Origin of the sequence: Ahrensia sp. 13_GOM-1096m, assembly GCF_000620605.1 — a bacterium.
Classification (GTDB): Bacteria; Pseudomonadota; Alphaproteobacteria; order Rhizobiales; family Rhizobiaceae; genus Ahrensia; species Ahrensia kielensis.
In genome coordinates, this window is record NZ_JIAX01000003.1 from 1 (window position 1) to 17,814 (window position 17,814).

The window sequence follows — 17,814 nt, forward strand, 5'->3', positions numbered from 1 at the left end:
GGCCCAATGCCACAGACACGCGAACACATTCTTCTTGCCCGTCAGGTTGGTGTTCCTTCGCTTGTTGTTTTCTTGAACAAAGTTGACCAAGTTGACGACGAAGAGCTTCTAGAACTCGTTGAAATGGAAGTGCGTGAGCTTCTTTCATCATATGATTTCCCAGGCGACGATCTTCCAGTTGTTAAAGGTTCTGCACTTGCAGCACTTGAAGACAGCAACAAAGAAATCGGCGAAGATGCAATTCGCGCTTTGATGGCTGCTGTTGATGAATATATCCCAACACCTGAGCGTCCTGTTGATCAGCCGTTCTTGATGCCTATCGAGGATGTGTTCTCAATCTCAGGTCGTGGTACAGTTGCGACTGGCCGTGTTGAACGCGGTATTGTTAATGTTGGCGACGAACTTGAAATCGTTGGCATCAAAGACACGCAGAAAACAACATGTACAGGCGTTGAAATGTTCCGCAAACTGCTTGACCGCGGTGAAGCAGGCGACAACATCGGTGCTCTTCTTCGTGGTGTTGACCGTGAAGCTATTGAACGTGGCCAAGTTCTCGTTAAGCCAGGTTCAGTAACACCGCACACAACATTTGTTGCAGAAGCCTACATTCTGACCAAAGAAGAAGGCGGTCGTCACACACCGTTCTTCAACAAGTACCGTCCACAGTTCTACTTCCGCACAACAGACGTAACGGGCGAAGTAACACTGCCGGAAGGCACTGAAATGGTTATGCCTGGCGATAACGCCGAGATGAATGTTGAGCTGATCAACCCGATCGCGATGGAAGAGCGTCTGCGCTTTGCTATCCGTGAAGGTGGCCGCACAGTAGGCGCGGGCATCGTTTCTAAAATTCTGAAGTAAGTATTTGCTTCGCATAAAAATAACTCTTGTTATTCTGATTTTGGCGGGTGCTACGGTGCCCGCCAATTTTGTTTTTGCCCATCAACTATGTCCTGAACGGCCAGCATGTACGGGATGTGGGTGTAAGGGTGGCCCTGGATACCGTGGACCGAATGGAAAGTGTGTTGGTTTTAAGCAGCTCAGTCGCGTTTGTGGAAATCCGCCAACACTAAAGTGCTCATTTGAAAACTCTCCAGGTGCCGGTGCAAACAGGTCATGTGCGCTTCATGAGCACAAATCTAAATAATCCTCACTTTTATCGCAGCTTTTTGTTGCACTTTTCGATCAGTCGCATTATCACGCGTCACGAAGCACCTGTTGGTGGTTTTTAGGGGTGTAGCTCAGTTGGTAGAGCGTCGGTCTCCAAAACCGAAGGTCCACGGTTCGAGCCCGTGCGCCCCTGCCATTTTTGGCATTTGATTGGTCAATGATTAGTCTTGGCATCAATCTTGCAATTTAAATTGCAATAATCCCTTGATTTATCATGGAATCGTCGCTAAGTCACGCGAGCGCTAGGATTGCATTTATGCGGGTGCGCAGCCACCAAACAAAGCTTTGGCTTGAGTGTAGTAACTGAGACTTTGAAAAAAGAACTTAGTTATCCGTCGCTTAAGTCGTTTTGTTGTAAATCGAGTTTAAGTCTGTTTTTCAGATTGAAAGGCACCGTTTCGGCGGTATTTCACATATGGCAAGAGCAAATCCGTTCACATTTATTCAGCAGGTTCGTCAAGAAACTGCAAAAGTGACTTGGCCTTCACGCCGAGAAACTGTGATTTCGACGATTATGGTGTTGATAATGGTGTTTCTCGCGTCCGTGTTCTTTTTCGCCGCCGATCAGTTGTTTAGCTGGGTCTTTGACCTCGTGTTTGGCATTTAATTTCTTACTAAAGTTTAGGCAGCGCATCACATGACGGCCAGATGGTACATTGTTCACGCTTATTCGAACTTCGAAAAGAAGGTCGCTGAAGCGATTGAAGAGGGCGCTCGCATCAAGGGGCTTTCGGATCATTTCGAACAGATTCTTGTTCCTGTTGAAAAAGTAATTGAAGTTCGCCGTGGCCGTAAGGTTGATGCGGAACGTAAATTCTTTCCAGGTTACGTGATGGTTCGCGCGAATTTGACGGACGAGGTTTATCACCTCATCAAGAATACGCCGCGCGTAACAGGTTTCCTTGGTTCCGATCAGAAGCCATTGCCGATCCCTGATCGCGAAGCGAATGATATTTTGAGCCAAATTCAAGAGGGTGTGGATCGGCCGAAGCCATCTATATCTTTCGAGATTGGCGAAACAGTGCGTGTTACGGAAGGCTCGTTTGCCTCGTTTAACGGTATTGTTCAAGAAGTGGACGAAGAGCGTTCACGCTTGAAAGTTGAAGTTTCGATCTTCGGGCGTGCAACGCCGGTTGATCTTGAATTTAGCATGGTCGAGAAGGGCTGAGCTGAATAAAGAAGCGCTGAAAAGATTTTCAGCGTTTTTACAGGTGGGAGAGGAAGCATGTTAGCCGCATGTGAAATCGAACCACCGACCTTCTAAACAAAGTGCGATGGTCGCGCTTAATATAAGGAAGCTAAATATGGCTAAGAAAATTGCAGGTCAGCTAAAGCTGCAAGTGCCTGCGGGTTCTGCGAACCCGTCACCGCCAATCGGCCCAGCTTTGGGTCAACGCGGTATTAACATCATGGAATTCTGTAAGGCGTTTAACGCTGCTACAGGCGAAATGGAAAAAGGCGCTCCGGTTCCTACGCTGATTACTTATTATCAGGATAAGTCTTTTACTTTTAAGACAAAGACACCTCCTGCTTCTTATCTCTTGAAAAAAGCAGCTGGTCTTAAATCTGCTTCAAAAGAGCCAGGCAAGTCAATCGTCGGTAAAGTATCACGCGCTAAAGTTCGTGAAATTGCTGAACTTAAAATGAAAGACCTGAATGCAGCCGACATCGACGCAGCTATGCTGATGATCGAAGGTTCTGCGCGTTCTATGGGTCTGGAAGTGGAAGGCTGATCTGATGGCTAAAATTGGAAAACGCACAAAAGCACTTCGTGAAGGTGTTGATAGCGTAAAGCTTTACTCACTGAATGAAGCTGTTGCGATGGTTAAAGAACGTGCAACTGCAAAATTCGATGAAACTATCGAGATTGCAGTGAACCTTGGTGTTGACCCACGTCATGCTGACCAAATGGTTCGCGGCGTTGTTAGCTTGCCAAGCGGTACAGGCCGTGATGTTCGCGTTGCTGTATTTGCACGCGGCGACAAGGCTGAAGAAGCCAAAGCAGCGGGTGCTGATATCGTTGGTGCTGAAGAACTCGTCGAAAAAGTTCAAGCTGGCGAGATTGATTTTGACCGCTGTATTGCGACACCTGACATGATGCCACTTGTTGGTCGTCTTGGTAAGGTTCTTGGCCCACGTAACATGATGCCAAACCCTAAAGTTGGCACTGTAACGCCAGACGTTGCTGCTGCTGTTAAAGCTTCTAAGGGCGGTGCTGTTGAGTTCCGTGTTGAAAAAGCTGGTATTCTGCATGCAGGTATTGGCCGTGCATCATTTGGTGCTGACGCGATTGAAGCGAATATTCGCGCATTCTTGGATGCTGTGAATAAAGCTAAGCCAACAGGCGCTAAAGGCACATATGTACAGCGCGTTTCATTGTCTTCGACAATGGGTGCTGGCGTTAAAGTTGATCTTGCAACGCTTTCAGCGGCATAATCGACCCTATTTAAGAATTTCGGACCGGGCAACCGGTTCGAATAAGTCAGACGTAAGTCTGGCTTCCTGTCCGAGATTGTGGGTGACGTGTCTTAACCGAGACGTCTTAATTCAAATTGGCCTACATGAGACGGGTGAGAGCAAAATTCTCCGATTTATCGGAAATTGAGTTCGAACCGTACTGCCTTGTGTCATTTGTTTCGATTTTTCGAAGCTTGGATGCGAGGGGGCAGGATCCTCGAGCGTCGCTTTGATCGAAAAGCTTATGCTGATCGTGACGGGTGACAAAGGCAAACTAGCGATAATTCCTTAGGAATTATCGTCAATCGGAGTGACAAAGTGGAAAGAGCGGAAAAACGCGAATTCGTCACACAGTTGAACTCAGTCTTTAAGGACTCTGGTTCTGTTGTTGTGGCCCACTACACAGGTCTGACCGTTGCAGAAATGAGCGATCTTCGTTCAAAAATGCGCAATGCGGGCGGCACTGTTAAAGTCGCGAAGAACCGTCTTGTTAAAATCGCTCTTGAAGGCACAGAAGCTGAAGGAATTTCTGATCTGTTCATTGGACAGACTTTGATTGCTTATGCCGAAGATCCGGTAACAGCTCCTAAAATTGCAAGCGACTTCGCTAAGGGTAACGACAAACTCGTTCTTCTTGGCGGCGCACTTGGCTCAACTGTTCTCGATAAAAATGGCGTGAAGGCTTTGGCCGAACTTCCATCACTCGACGAACTACGAGGCAAGCTGGTTGGTATGATCCAAACACCAGCAACGCGTATCGCTGCAGTCACCGCTGCACCGGCCGGTCAGGTCGCACGTGTTATCGGTGCATATGCCGCACAGGGCGAAGACGCATAGGCGTTCTTTGTAAAAACTGAAACATCGACATTGGTTCGAACTTGAAAAAACTAGGAAACTAAAATGGCTGATCTAGCTAAAATCGTTGAAGACCTCTCAGCTCTTACAGTTATGGAAGCTGCTGAACTTTCTAAAATGCTTGAAGAGCATTGGGGCGTTTCTGCTGCTGCTCCTGTAGCTGTAGCTGCTGCTGCTGGCGGCGACGCTGCTGCTGAAGAAGAGAAAACAGAATTTGACGTTATTCTCGAAGACGCAGGCGCACAGAAAATCAACGTGATTAAAGAAGTTCGCGGCATCACTGGTCTTGGCCTCAAAGAAGCTAAAGACATGGTAGAAGCGGCTCCTAAAGCGGTTAAAGAAGCAATCTCTAAAGGCGAAGCTGAAGAGATCGTGAAAAAACTTACAGAAGCTGGTGCGAAAGCATCAATGAAGTAAGCTTTTGCTTTATCGGTGTCAGGCATGGTCATTTGATTGTGCCTGACATCGTAATCTGAGCGTAACCCTTTTCCTGAAATCTCCGTTGTATTGGAGGTTTTCGGAAATGGGTTTTATCCGTTTCATACGGGTAAATCTATTTTAAGGACGAACAAGCCGGGCGCATAGGCTTGTCACCACAATCGATAGGGTTCGCACGCAACAATGTGTGTGAGCATAACCAAGATAACGCCCTAGTGGCGAGACGATGAGGAGCGGCAATGGCGCAGACCATTTCATTTAACGGTCGTAAGCGAGTTCGCAAGTTTTTTGGTGAAATTCCTGATGTTGCGGAAATGCCAAATCTGATCGAGGTGCAAAAAGCATCTTATGATCAATTTTTGATGGTTGATGTGCCGGAAGGCGGACGACCAGACGAGGGCCTACAGGCAGCCTTCAAATCAGTATTTCCTATTCAGGATTTTGCTGGCACAGCAATGCTAGAATTCGTACGTTTCGAATACGAGAAGCCTAAATTTGATACAGAAGAATGTCGTCAGCGCGATTTGACATTTTCAGCACCGCTGAAAGTGACATTGCGTTTGATCGTGTTTGATGTCGATGAAGAAACAGGCGCTAAGTCTGTTAAAGACATTAAAGAGCAAGACGTTTACATGGGCGACATGCCGCTCATGACACCAAATGGTACATTCATCGTGAATGGTACTGAGCGTGTTATCGTCTCTCAGATGCACCGTTCACCGGGCGTGTTCTTTGACCACGACAAAGGCAAAACGCACTCTTCTGGTAAGCTTTTGTTTGCATCACGCGTTATTCCATATCGCGGTTCATGGCTCGATATTGAATTTGATGCCAAAGATGTTGTGCATGCACGTATCGACCGTCGCCGCAAATTGCCGGTGACAAGCCTGCTTATGGCGCTTGGTCTTTCGCAAGAAGAAATTCTGGCTGAATATTACAACTTTGTTTCTTATCAGCGTGATAATGATGAGTGGCGCATTCCGCTTTCTATCGAAAAGATGAAGGGCGCGAAAGCGACCAAAGATCTTGTTGATGCTGATAGCGGTGAAGTTATTGTCGAATCTGGCAAGAAAATCACAGCCAAGACAATCAAAGATATTCAGGCGAAAAACGTTAAAGCCATTAGAGCAACGGACGAAGATTTGTTCGGCAGCTATTTGGCTGAAGATATTGTCAACGAGCTGACCGGTGAAATTTATGCCGAAGCCGGCGATGAGATCGACGAAGAGTTGCTCGCAACTTTGATCGAAACTGGCAACCAAAACTTCCAAGTCTTGGATATCGACTTTGTGAATGTTGGCCCATATATGCGCACAACATTGGCAGCCGATAAGAACAGCAACCGTCAGGAAGCATTGTTCGACATCTATCGCGTTATGCGCCCAGGTGAGCCACCGACCATGGAAACTGCGGAAGCAATGTTCCAGTCATTGTTCTTTGACACTGAACGTTACGACCTTTCAGCTGTTGGCCGTGTTAAAATGAACATGCGCCTTGATCTTCAAGCTGAAGATACTGTTCGTATCTTGCGCAAAGAAGATATTGTTGAAGTTGTTCGCACCTTGCTTAATCTTCGCGATGGCAAAGGCGAAATCGACGACATCGATAACCTTGGCAACCGCCGTGTTCGCTCTGTTGGCGAATTGATGGAAAACCAGTACCGCGTTGGCTTGCTTCGTATGGAGCGTGCTATCAAGGAACGTATGTCTTCTATCGACATCGACACAGTGATGCCGCAAGACTTGATCAATGCGAAACCTGCTGCTGCTGCTGTTCGTGAATTCTTCGGTTCATCACAGCTTTCACAGTTTATGGACCAAACCAACCCATTGTCTGAGATTACGCATAAGCGTCGTCTTTCTGCGCTTGGGCCTGGTGGTTTGACACGTGAACGTGCTGGCTTTGAAGTACGCGACGTTCACCCAACGCACTATGGTCGTATCTGCCCGATTGAAACACCGGAAGGTCCGAACATTGGTCTGATCAACTCGCTTTCAACATTTGCGCGTGTGAATAAATACGGCTTTATCGAAAGCCCATACCGCAAAATCATTGATGGCAAAGTGACAATGGAAGTTGTCTATCTTTCCGCAATGGAAGAAGCAAAATACCACGTTGCTCAGGCAAACGCTGAAATCAATGATAGCGGCGAACTTGCTAATGAGTTTGTTGTTGCGCGTCACAATGGCGACGTGATGATGGCACCGCGTGATATGGTTGACCTTATGGACGTTTCGCCGAAACAGCTTGTTTCGGTTGCTGCGGCTCTTATCCCGTTCCTTGAGAACGATGATGCGAACCGTGCGCTTATGGGATCAAACATGCAGCGTCAGGCTGTGCCACTTTTACGTGCGGATGCTCCTTTTGTCGGTACAGGCATGGAAGCAATCGTTGCGCGTGACTCCGGTGCTGCTATTGGCGCACGCCGTGCAGGTATTGTCGATCAGGTTGATGCGACACGTATCGTTGTTCGTGCAACAGACGAGCTTGATCCAGGCGAAGCTGGCGTTGATATTTACCGCTTGCAGAAGTTCCAGCGTTCAAACCAATCAACATGTATCAACCAGCGTCCGCTGGTCCGTGTTGGTGACATTCTGAACAAGGGCGATATTATTGCCGACGGTCCTTCAACTGACCTTGGTGACTTGGCGCTTGGCCGTAACGTGCTTGTCGCGTTTATGCCTTGGAACGGCTACAACTACGAGGACTCGATCCTGCTTTCAGAACGTGTCGTTCGCGATGATGTTTTCACCTCTATTCACTTGGAAGAATTTGAAGTGATGGCGCGTGATACGAAGCTTGGACCTGAGGAAATCACACGCGATATTCCGAACGTATCGGAAGAAGCGCTGAAAAACCTCGATGAAGCTGGTATCACTTATATTGGTGCTGAAGTTGGACCTGGCGATATTCTCGTTGGTAAGATTACACCGAAGGGCGAAAGCCCAATGACACCGGAAGAAAAACTTCTACGTGCCATCTTTGGTGAAAAAGCATCTGATGTACGTGACACATCTATGCGCATGTCACCTGGTGCATTTGGTACTGTTGTTGAAGTTCGTGTTTTCAACCGCCACGGCGTTGAAAAAGACGAGCGTGCAATGGCTATCGAGCGCGAGGAAATCGAACGTCTTGCGAAAGACCGTGACGATGAGCAGACAATTCTTGACCGCAACACATATGGCCGTTTGGCTGATATGCTGAAAGGCCAAGAAACGATTGCTGGTCCGAAGGGCTTCAAAAAAGGCGCTGAGGTTAATGACGAGCTACTAGACGAATATCCGCGTTCACAGTGGTGGCAGTTTGCCGTTGCTGACGAAAAAGCGCAGGATGGACTAGAGCAGCTTCGCAACCAGTACGATGAGTCCAAGGGTCTGCTTGAGCAGCGCTTCATGGACAAAGTCGAGAAGGTACAGCGCGGCGACGAGATGCCTCCTGGCGTTATGAAAATGGTTAAGGTTTTTGTTGCTATCAAGCGCAAAATCCAGCCAGGCGACAAGATGGCCGGACGTCACGGTAACAAAGGTGTGGTTTCACGCATTTTGCCAAACGAAGACATGCCATTCCTAGAAAATGGTGAGCATGTTGATATCGTGCTGAACCCGCTTGGTGTTCCGTCACGTATGAACGTTGGTCAGATCCTTGAAACCCATTTGGGTTGGGCTTGTGCCGGTATGGGCAAGAAGATTGGCGATCTGATCGACGCATATAAGGAAAGTGGTGATATTCAGCCACTACGCCTGACAATGGAAGATTTGATTCCTGCTAACGACCGTAATGAACCGGTTCGCGAAATGGATGATGACTCGATTGTTATCGTTGGTGAACAGTTCCGCCGCGGCGTTTCCATTGCAACACCAGTATTTGATGGTGCTGTTGAGGAAGAAATCAATGAAATGCTCACAAAAGCAGGTCTTGATGATAGCGGTCAGTCTGTCTTGTATGATGGTCGTACAGGTGAACAATTCGACCGTCCGGTGACTGTCGGTTACATCTATATGCTTAAACTCCATCACCTCGTGGATGATAAAATCCATGCGCGTTCGATTGGTCCTTACTCGCTTGTTACGCAGCAGCCGCTGGGTGGTAAAGCGCAGTTCGGTGGTCAGCGCTTCGGTGAGATGGAAGTGTGGGCACTTGAGGCTTATGGCGCAGCGTACACCTTGCAGGAAATGCTGACTGTTAAGTCGGATGACGTTGCTGGCCGTACAAAAGTGTATGAAGCAATTGTTCGCGGTGACGATACGTTTGAGGCCGGTATTCCGGAAAGCTTCAACGTTCTCGTCAAGGAAATGCGTTCGCTTGGTCTGAATGTGGAGCTGTCTTCGACACGTTCTGTTGATGATGAAGCGCAGGAAGCATTGCCTGACGCAGCTGAGTAAGCGTTTGAGTTAAGCCATTGGCGGTTTTATGCCGCCAGTGGCTATTCATCGTGACGGTTTTAGCAAATGCTTACCGCCATCTAATTTCAGGAGCAGGGATTGCTCCAGTGTTTAAAACGGGCTTGGCCCAAAGGAGAACGGCATGAACCAAGAGGTTGCAAATCTATTCAACCCTCAGGCCACTTCACAGAATTTCGACTCCATTCGCATTTCTATTGCGTCTCCGGAGAAAATTCTTTCTTGGTCGTTCGGCGAAATTAAAAAGCCGGAAACCATCAACTACCGCACGTTCAAACCAGAACGTGATGGTCTTTTCTGCGCGCGTATTTTTGGCCCAATCAAAGACTATGAATGTCTTTGCGGCAAATATAAGCGTATGAAATACAAAGGCATCATCTGCGAAAAATGCGGTGTTGAGGTTACTCTCTCACGCGTTCGCCGCGAACGTATGGGCCACATTGAGCTTGCAGCGCCTGTTGCGCATATTTGGTTCCTAAAATCATTGCCAAGCCGTATTGCTACGCTGCTTGATATGACTTTGAAGGATATCGAGCGGGTTCTATATTTCGAGAACTACATCGTTACTGAGCCGGGCCTGACTTCTTTGAAAGAGCATCAGCTTCTTTCTGAAGAAGAATTCATGACGGCTGGCGAAGAATTTGGTGAAGATCAGTTCACATGTATGATTGGTGCTGAAGCTATTCAGGCCATTCTTGCAGGTCTTGATCTGCCTAAGATTGCTATTCAGCTGCGCGATGAACTCGAAGCGACATCTTCTGAGCTTAAAACTAAGAAGCTTTTGAAGCGCCTTAAAGTCGTTGAGAACTTCATGGATTCAGGCAATCGTCCTGAGTGGATGATTATGACAATCGTGCCGGTTATTCCGCCGGATTTGCGTCCGCTTGTTCCACTTGATGGCGGCCGTTTCGCGACATCAGATTTGAACGACCTTTACCGCCGTGTGATCAACCGCAACAACCGTTTGAAGCGTTTGATGGAACTGCGTGCACCGGGCATCATCATCCGTAACGAGAAGCGTATGCTTCAAGAATCTGTTGATGCATTGTTTGATAATGGTCGTCGTGGCCGTGTGATTACAGGCGCTAACAAGCGTCCGCTGAAATCACTGTCTGACATGCTTAAAGGTAAGCAGGGCCGTTTCCGCCAGAACTTGCTCGGTAAACGCGTCGACTATTCAGGTCGTTCGGTTATCGTGACTGGTCCTGAGTTGAAATTGCACCAGTGTGGTCTGCCTAAGAAAATGGCTTTGGAGCTTTTCAAACCATTCATCTATGCACGCCTTGATGCAAAGGGTTATTCTTCAACTGTTAAACAGGCGAAGAAGCTGGTTGAAAAAGAAAAGCCAGAAGTTTGGGATATCCTCGATGAGGTTATTCGCGAGCATCCGGTACTATTGAACCGTGCGCCGACACTTCACCGCCTTGGTATTCAGGCATTTGAACCTGTGCTTATTGAAGGTAAAGCTATCCAGCTTCACCCGCTTGTTTGTACAGCGTTTAACGCCGACTTTGACGGTGACCAGATGGCTGTTCACGTTCCGCTTTCTTTGGAAGCGCAGCTTGAAGCCCGTGTTCTTATGATGTCAACGAACAACATCCTGCACCCAGCCAATGGTCTTCCGATCATCGTGCCTTCACAGGATATGGTTCTTGGTCTTTACTATCTGTCTATCGTGGCGGAAAACGAGCCAGGCCAAGATATGATCTTTGCGGATATGGGCGAACTGCACCATGCGCTTGATAATGGCATTGTGACGTATCACACCAAAATCAAAGGTCGTTTCAAGACCATTGATGAGGAAGGCAATCCGGTTAATCAACTGCATGAAACAACACCAGGCCGTATGATCCTTGGTGAATTGTTGCCTGTAAATGCGAAAATCCCGTTCTCTATCTGTAACCAAGAGATGACGAAGAAAAACATCTCTGCAATGATCGATACCGTGTATCGTCACTGTGGTCAGAAAGAGACTGTTATCTTTGCAGACCGTATTATGGCTCTTGGCTTTAGCCATGCCTGCCGTGCCGGTATTTCGTTTGGTAAAGACGATATGGTTATTCCGCCTTCAAAAGCGGCGATCGTTGAAGAAACAGACAAAATCGCAAAAGAATACGAGCAGCAGTACAATGATGGCCTGATCACTTTTGGTGAGAAGTACAACAAAGTTGTTGATGCTTGGGCGAAGTGCGATGACAAGCTCACCGAAGAAACTATGGCCGGTATTCAGGCTATTAAGTTTGACGAAAACGGCCGCCAAAAACAGATGAACTCTGTTTACATGATGGCACGTTCTGGTGCGCGTGGTTCTACACGTCAGATGAAGCAGCTTGCTGGTATGCGTGGTCTTATGGCCAAGCCGTCAGGTGAGATCATTGAAACGCCGATCACATCAAACTTTAAAGAAGGTTTGACCGTTAACGAGTACTTCAACTCGACACACGGTGCCCGTAAGGGTCTTGCGGATACGGCGCTGAAAACTGCGAACTCTGGTTACCTAACACGTCGTTTGGTTGACGTTGCACAGGACTGTATCATTACCGCGAAAGACTGTGGCACAGACAAAGGTCTGACCATGTCTCCAATCGTTGATGCGGGTCATGTTGTGGCTTCTATCGGCCAGCGCGTCTTGGGTCGTACGATCCTTGCCGATGTTATGGATCCGAAGTCTGAAGAGATCATCGTTCCTGCTGGACGTATGGTTGATGAGGCTGATGTTGAGCGTATTGAAGCGGCTGGCGTTCAGTCTATTCTCATCCGTTCAGCGCTGACTTGTGAAATGCAGTCTGGTGTTTGTGCCGTATGTTATGGTCGTGACCTTGCACGCGGTACACCGGTCAACCACGGAGAAGCTGTCGGCGTTATCGCTGCTCAGTCAATCGGTGAGCCTGGTACACAGCTTACAATGCGTACGTTCCACATGGGCGGTACAGCGCAGGTTGTGGACTCGTCATTCCTTGAAGCATCTTATGATGGTGTTGTGGAAATCAAAAACCGTAACATCGTGCGTAACTCTAGTGGCAATAACATTGTTATGGGCCGCAACATGTCTATCATCATTAAAGATGAAAAAGGCGATGAGCGCGCTACACATAAGGTAACTTATGGTTCTCGCGTAATGGTTGATGATGGCGACGTTATCAAACGTGGTTCGCGTATGGTTGAATGGGACCCTTACACGCGTCCGATCATGTCGGAAGAATCGGGTATCGTTAAGCTTGAGGATGTTGTTGATGGTATCTCTGCTGAAGAGAGCACCGATGAAGCAACTGGTATCACTAAACGTGTTGTTATCGACTGGCGTTCAAACCCACGCGGCGCTGATCTGAAACCAGCTATTCTGGTGACTGATAGCAAGGGCGAAGTTTTGACACTGGCACGTGGTACACCTGCACGTTTCTTGCTTTCACCAGATGCGATCTTGGCGGTTGAGCCAGGTGCGAAGGTTAAGCCGGGTGATGTTATTGCGCGTATTCCAATGGAATCTGCAAAAACAAAAGACATTACCGGTGGTCTTCCACGTGTTGCTGAATTGTTTGAAGCACGCCGTCCTAAGGACCATGCCGTGATCGCAGAGATCGACGGTACAATCCGTTACGGCCGTGACTACAAAAACAAGCGCCGTATTATCATCGAGCCGGTTGAAGAGGGTATGGAGCCAGCGGAATATCTTATTCCAAAAGGCCGTCCTTTCCACTTGCAGGATGGTGACCCAATCGAGAAGGGCGACTACATTCTTGATGGTAACCCTGCGCCGCATGACATTCTTGCTGTTCGCGGTGTGGAAGCTCTTGCTTCTTACCTCGTTGACGAAGTGCAGGAAGTGTACCGTCTTCAGGGCGTTTTGATCAACGACAAGCACATCGAAGTGATTGTTCGTCAGATGCTTCAGAAGGTGGAAATCACTGAGCCAGGCGATTCAGGTTATATTGCGGGCGACAATGTCGACCGTATCGAGCTTGAAGATGTTAATGAGCGTCTGAAAGAAGAAGGCAAGGCACCAGCTACTGGCGATCCTGTTCTTCTCGGCATCACCAAGGCGTCATTGCAGACACCGTCGTTCATCTCTGCGGCTTCGTTCCAAGAGACAACGAAGGTTCTGACTGAGGCATCGATCGCAGGTAAGATCGATACGCTTCAGGGTCTTAAAGAGAACGTGATTGTTGGTCGCTTGATCCCTGCTGGTACAGGTGGGGCAATGAACCAGATCCGCCGTATCGCATCTTCACGCGATAAGCTGATCATTGATGAGCGTCAGAAACATTCAAACGCAGAAGCTGCGGATGCAATGTTGGAAGACATGACGGATGCGAGCGCGCCAGCTGAATAAGCTGCCGCTTCCAACTCAATAAAAAAGCCGGGGCAGTGATGCTCCGGCTTTTTGCATTTTATGATGCTTGTTTATTTTTTGCCCCAATCGGCCAGCACGTCGAAGGGGTTTACCTCTTCATCATCATCTGTGACGCCGGTGCGGGCAGGGGTTTCGCTATCCGGCATTTCATCAAAGGCAACAATAGCCACTTCGCCTTCCATCGCGCCTTGATAGGCTGAAGCATGTGGCTCCTCATCGGGCTGGTCGACGAGTGTTCCTATCTGGTCGAAGGATGCTTCTGCATAACCATCTTCAGATAAGGCGTTTAATGCCTCACGAATCGCCGAATCGTCGTCTGCTGCTTTTAATAAAATGTGCACATCGATTGGCGGTGTGTTCTCTTGCGCCCATACTTTTCCTACAAGAATGAAAACGGGGCGGTCTTGGTCTTCTGGAGCGTCCATATTTAGTCCAATTTTGTGATTTGATATGATAATGTCCTCGCATAAGAGGCTATGCAGGTAAAGCATGGAAGCGTTGCGGTAAAAAATAGCTTGTACCCGCTTGACGTTTTAAAGGGTTGGGACTACAAAGCGTCCAACGAGTCGATGTGAGGCATCTTCGTCGGTGAGTCTATTCGCCAGATTTAAGCCTCAAACAAGTCTCATATATGATGTATATATTTGAAATCATGAAGCTTTTGCTTCCTCTGAATTACGGGCAAATCGGAACACCGATCTTGTCCGCTTATGTTTACGTTGTTCAATAGTGACTGGCGCATGTGCGCCCCGAATAAAACGAAGGACGGCTTTTAATGCCTACAGTCAACCAGTTGATCCGCAAGCCGCGTGTTGCGCCGGTAAAGCGAAATAAAGTTCCTGCATTGCAGGCAAACCCGCAAAAACGCGGCGTTTGTACGCGTGTATATACAACGACACCGAAAAAGCCGAACTCTGCGCTTCGTAAAGTTGCCAAGGTTCGTCTCACTAACGGTTTTGAAGTTATCGGTTATATCCCAGGTGAGGGGCATAACCTTCAAGAGCACTCTGTGGTTATGATCCGCGGCGGCCGCGTAAAAGACTTACCAGGTGTGCGTTATCACATTCTGCGTGGTGTTCTCGATACGCAGGGCGTTAAGAACCGTAAGCAGCGTCGCTCTAAGTATGGCGCTAAGCGTCCTAAGTAAGATTATTGGGCGCTTTGTTTGCGCCAAAACGTGAGAATATAATATGTCCCGTCGCCACAGTGCAGAAAAACGTGAGATCAACCCTGATCCGAAGTTCGGTGATAAGGTTGTCACAAAATTCATGAATGCGATCATGCTTGACGGCAAGAAGTCTATTGCTGAGCGTATCGTATACGGTGCATTCGACATCGTGCATGAGAAGTCAAAATCAGAGCCGGTTGAAATGTTCCACCAGGCTTTGGAAAATGTTGCTCCGCATGTTGAAGTGCGTTCACGCCGTGTTGGTGGTGCTACATATCAGGTTCCTGTTGATGTGCGCCCTGAGCGTCGTCAAGCTCTTGCTATCCGCTGGATGATTGCAGCTGCTCGTAAGCGTAACGAAACAACAATGGTTGATCGCTTGTCGGGTGAGTTGCTTGATGCAGCAAATAACCGCGGCGCTGCTGTTAAAAAGCGCGAAGACACACACAAGATGGCTGATGCCAACCGTGCGTTCTCTCACTACCGTTGGTAATAACAAGTTTCTTTAGAAGGTAGGCACATATAATGGCCCGCGAATACGACATAAAAGATTATCGTAATTTTGGTATCATGGCGCATATTGACGCCGGCAAAACAACGATGACCGAGCGGATTCTTTACTACACGGGTAAAATCCACAAAATGGGCGAGACGCACGAAGGTGCTGGCACCATGGACTGGATGGAGCAGGAGCAGGAACGCGGTATTACGATTACGTCTGCTGCGACGACTACTTTCTGGCAGGGCCGTGATGGTAAAAAGCGTCGCTTTAACATCATCGACACTCCAGGTCACGTTGACTTCACGATTGAAGTTGAGCGTTCATTGCGTGTACTTGACGGCGCTGTAGCGCTTCTTGATGCGAATGCTGGTGTTGAGCCGCAGACTGAAACAGTTTGGCGTCAGGCTAACAAATATAAAGTCCCTCGCATGATTTATGCGAACAAAATGGACAAAGTTGGTGCTGATTTCTACCGTTGTGTAGAGATGGTTAAAGAGCGCCTCGGTGGCACTCCATGTGTTCTACAGTTGCCAATCGGTTCTGAGGACAACTTTGAGGGTATCGTCGATTTGATCGAGATGAAGGAACTTGTCTGGTTGGGCGATCAGCTCGGCGCGACTTGGGATGTCCGTGATATCCGCGACGAGTTGAAAGATAAGGCTGATGAGTACCGTGAACTTTTGATCGAAACTGCGGTTGAAGCTGATGAGGCTGCTACGGAAGCTTATCTTGAAGGTACTATGCCTGATAATGAGCAGCTTCGTGCGCTTGTTCGTAAAGGTTGTATCGCGTTAGATTTCTTCCCGATGATGTGCGGAACTGCCTTTAAAAACAAAGGTGTTCAGCCATTGCTTGAAGCGGTTGTTGATTTTCTTCCGTCGCCGGTTGACGTTCCTTCTATTAAAGGTATCAATCCAAAAGATGATAGCGAGATGGTTCGCATTTCATCTGATGAAGAGCCGATTTCAATGCTCGCCTTCAAGATCATGAATGACCCATTTGTTGGATCGCTCACATTCTGCCGTATTTATTCTGGCAAGCTTGAAACAGGTGGTTCTTTGATGAACACTGTTAAGGGCAAGAAAGAGCGTATTGGCCGTATGTTGCAGATGCACTCAAACGACCGTGTTGACATTAAAGAAGCCTATGCTGGTGACATTGTTGCGATTGCAGGTTTGAAAGAAACGACAACTGGCGACACACTTTGTGATCCGCTTAAGCCTGTTATTCTTGAGCGTATGGAATTCCCAGATCCGGTTATTTCTATTGCTGTTGAGCCTAAAACTAAGGGCGACCAAGAGAAAATGGGCCTTGCGCTTAATCGCTTGGCTGCTGAAGATCCTTCATTCCGCGTTCGTTCGGACGAAGAATCTGGTCAGACTATTATTTCTGGTATGGGCGAATTGCACCTCGACATTCTCGTTGACCGTATGAAACGTGAATTTAAAGTTGAGGCGAATATTGGTGCGCCGCAGGTTGCTTACCGTGAGACGATTACACGTGAAGCAGAAATCGATTATACGCATAAGAAACAGTCTGGTGGTTCTGGTCAGTTCGCGCGTGTTAAAATCGTATTTGCGCCGAACGAAGAAGGTGAAGAATTCAAATTCGAATCCAAAATCGTTGGCGGTAACATTCCTAAGGAATACATTCCGGGCGTTGAAAAAGGTATCCAATCAGTTATGGATGCTGGTCCGGTTGCTGGCTTCCCTATGTTGGGTGTTAAAGCGACGTTGCTTGATGGTGCTTACCACGACGTTGACTCTTCTGTTCTTGCCTTTGAGATCGCTGCGCGTGCAGCTTTCCGTGAAGGTGCACAGAAAGCTGGTGCTCAGTTGCTTGAGCCAATCATGAAGGTTGAGGTGGTTACACCTGAAGACTACATGGGCGATGTTATTGGTGACCTTAACTCTCGTCGGGGCCAGATTTCTGGCACTGAGAGCCGTAACATTGACACAGTCATCAGCGCTATGGTGCCGCTGGCTAATATGTTCGGTTACGTGAACTCTTTGCGCTCAATGAGCCAAGGCCGTGCACAGTACACAATGGTTTTCGATCATTATGATCCGGTTCCGCAGGCAGTGTCTGACGAAATCAAGAAAAAATACGCTTAAGTTATCTTTCGCGAAACTAATTTGAACTAACTCGCCGCTTAGCGGCATGAATGGAGAAAAGAAATGGCCAAGGAAAAGTTTGAGCGCAATAAGCCGCACGTGAACATTGGCACGATTGGTCACGTTGACCACGGCAAAACATCACTAACAGCGGCGATCACGAAGTATTTCGGTGAATTCCGTGCGTATGACCAGATTGATGGTGCGCCAGAAGAACGTGCACGTGGTATTACGATTTCTACAGCTCACGTTGAGTATGAGACAGAAGCACGTCACTACGCCCACGTTGATTGCCCAGGCCACGCCGACTATGTGAAAAACATGATCACTGGTGCTGCGCAGATGGACGGCGCGATCCT

At 48.0% G+C, this 17,814-nt stretch carries 13 protein-coding genes, 1 tRNA gene and 1 pseudogene; 14 read left to right on the top strand and 1 reads right to left on the bottom strand.

Annotation, left to right across the window (positions count from 1 at the left end):
- The 10 genes from N530_RS0100235 to rpoC form a co-directional block, all read left to right on the top strand.
- Positions 1–861 (top strand): elongation factor Tu (locus N530_RS0100235; RefSeq protein WP_026479040.1); only part of this gene is annotated, 861 nt, incomplete at its 5' end.
- Between the two features lie 369 nt (positions 862–1,230).
- Positions 1,231–1,306: transfer RNA gene (locus tag N530_RS0100240), tRNA-Trp, on the top strand.
- Between the two features lie 279 nt (positions 1,307–1,585).
- Positions 1,586–1,777 carry a preprotein translocase subunit SecE gene (gene secE, locus N530_RS0100245; RefSeq protein WP_026479041.1) on the top strand — a complete coding sequence of 64 codons (192 nt, stop codon included), beginning with the start codon at positions 1,586–1,588 and terminating at the stop codon, positions 1,775–1,777.
- Between the two features lie 30 nt (positions 1,778–1,807).
- A complete protein-coding gene (nusG, locus tag N530_RS0100250) occupies positions 1,808–2,338 on the top strand; it encodes a transcription termination/antitermination protein NusG (protein ID WP_026479042.1) in 531 nt (176 codons plus the stop codon).
- 136 nt (positions 2,339–2,474) lie between these two features.
- On the top strand, positions 2,475–2,903 hold the full coding sequence (rplK, locus tag N530_RS0100255) for a 50S ribosomal protein L11 (RefSeq protein WP_026479043.1): 429 nt from the start codon (positions 2,475–2,477) through the stop codon (positions 2,901–2,903).
- Positions 2,904–2,907: 4 nt separating this feature from the next.
- On the top strand, positions 2,908–3,606 hold the full coding sequence (gene rplA / locus N530_RS0100260; protein WP_026479044.1) for a 50S ribosomal protein L1: 699 nt from the start codon (positions 2,908–2,910) through the stop codon (positions 3,604–3,606).
- A gap of 339 nt (positions 3,607–3,945) precedes the next feature.
- Positions 3,946–4,464 carry a 50S ribosomal protein L10 gene (gene rplJ, locus N530_RS0100265; RefSeq protein ID WP_026479045.1) on the top strand — a complete coding sequence of 173 codons (519 nt, stop codon included), beginning with the start codon at positions 3,946–3,948 and terminating at the stop codon, positions 4,462–4,464.
- 63 nt (positions 4,465–4,527) lie between these two features.
- Positions 4,528–4,899 carry a 50S ribosomal protein L7/L12 gene (gene rplL / locus N530_RS0100270; RefSeq protein ID WP_026479046.1) on the top strand — a complete coding sequence of 124 codons (372 nt, stop codon included), beginning with the start codon at positions 4,528–4,530 and terminating at the stop codon, positions 4,897–4,899.
- 260 nt (positions 4,900–5,159) lie between these two features.
- The gene (rpoB, locus tag N530_RS0100275) at positions 5,160–9,302 is read left to right on the top strand and encodes a DNA-directed RNA polymerase subunit beta (RefSeq protein ID WP_026479047.1); all 4,143 of its coding nucleotides are present in this window, start codon (positions 5,160–5,162) and stop codon (positions 9,300–9,302) included.
- Between the two features lie 142 nt (positions 9,303–9,444).
- Entirely contained in the window at positions 9,445–13,650 is a 4,206-nt protein-coding gene (rpoC, locus tag N530_RS0100280; RefSeq protein WP_026479048.1) for a DNA-directed RNA polymerase subunit beta', read from the top strand.
- A gap of 173 nt (positions 13,651–13,823) precedes the next feature.
- Here rpoC and N530_RS17125 read toward each other — a convergent pair.
- A pseudogene (locus N530_RS17125) lies at positions 13,824–14,096 on the bottom strand (transcriptional regulator); the annotation flags it as partial.
- 350 nt (positions 14,097–14,446) lie between these two features.
- Here N530_RS17125 and rpsL point away from each other — a divergent pair.
- From rpsL to N530_RS17130, 4 genes are all read left to right on the top strand, one after another.
- Positions 14,447–14,818 (top strand): 30S ribosomal protein S12, encoded by a 372-nt coding sequence (gene rpsL, locus N530_RS0100290; protein ID WP_026479049.1) that lies wholly within the window; start codon positions 14,447–14,449, stop codon positions 14,816–14,818.
- Between the two features lie 43 nt (positions 14,819–14,861).
- Entirely contained in the window at positions 14,862–15,332 is a 471-nt protein-coding gene (gene rpsG / locus N530_RS0100295; protein ID WP_026479050.1) for a 30S ribosomal protein S7, read from the top strand.
- 32 nt (positions 15,333–15,364) lie between these two features.
- Positions 15,365–17,455 carry an elongation factor G gene (gene fusA, locus N530_RS0100300; protein WP_026479051.1) on the top strand — a complete coding sequence of 697 codons (2,091 nt, stop codon included), beginning with the start codon at positions 15,365–15,367 and terminating at the stop codon, positions 17,453–17,455.
- A gap of 63 nt (positions 17,456–17,518) precedes the next feature.
- Positions 17,519–17,814, top strand: a 296-nt coding sequence (locus N530_RS17130; RefSeq protein WP_035265997.1) for a GTP-binding protein, incomplete at its 3' end; no start/stop codon positions are given.

What these genes read in the sequence shown, in the direction of transcription:
- fusA (WP_026479051.1), top strand. Translation starts at nt 15,365, where the DNA reads ATGGCCCGCGAATACGACATAAAAGATTATCGTAATTTTGGTATCATG.
- nusG (WP_026479042.1), top strand. Translation starts at nt 1,808, where the DNA reads ATGACGGCCAGATGGTACATTGTTCACGCTTATTCGAACTTCGAAAAG.
- rplA (WP_026479044.1), top strand. Translation starts at nt 2,908, where the DNA reads ATGGCTAAAATTGGAAAACGCACAAAAGCACTTCGTGAAGGTGTTGAT.
- rpoB (WP_026479047.1), top strand. Translation starts at nt 5,160, where the DNA reads ATGGCGCAGACCATTTCATTTAACGGTCGTAAGCGAGTTCGCAAGTTT.
- rpsG (WP_026479050.1), top strand. Translation starts at nt 14,862, where the DNA reads ATGTCCCGTCGCCACAGTGCAGAAAAACGTGAGATCAACCCTGATCCG.
- rpoC (WP_026479048.1), top strand. Translation starts at nt 9,445, where the DNA reads ATGAACCAAGAGGTTGCAAATCTATTCAACCCTCAGGCCACTTCACAG.
- rpsL (WP_026479049.1), top strand. Translation starts at nt 14,447, where the DNA reads ATGCCTACAGTCAACCAGTTGATCCGCAAGCCGCGTGTTGCGCCGGTA.
- rplK (WP_026479043.1), top strand. Translation starts at nt 2,475, where the DNA reads ATGGCTAAGAAAATTGCAGGTCAGCTAAAGCTGCAAGTGCCTGCGGGT.
- secE (WP_026479041.1), top strand. Translation starts at nt 1,586, where the DNA reads ATGGCAAGAGCAAATCCGTTCACATTTATTCAGCAGGTTCGTCAAGAA.
- rplL (WP_026479046.1), top strand. Translation starts at nt 4,528, where the DNA reads ATGGCTGATCTAGCTAAAATCGTTGAAGACCTCTCAGCTCTTACAGTT.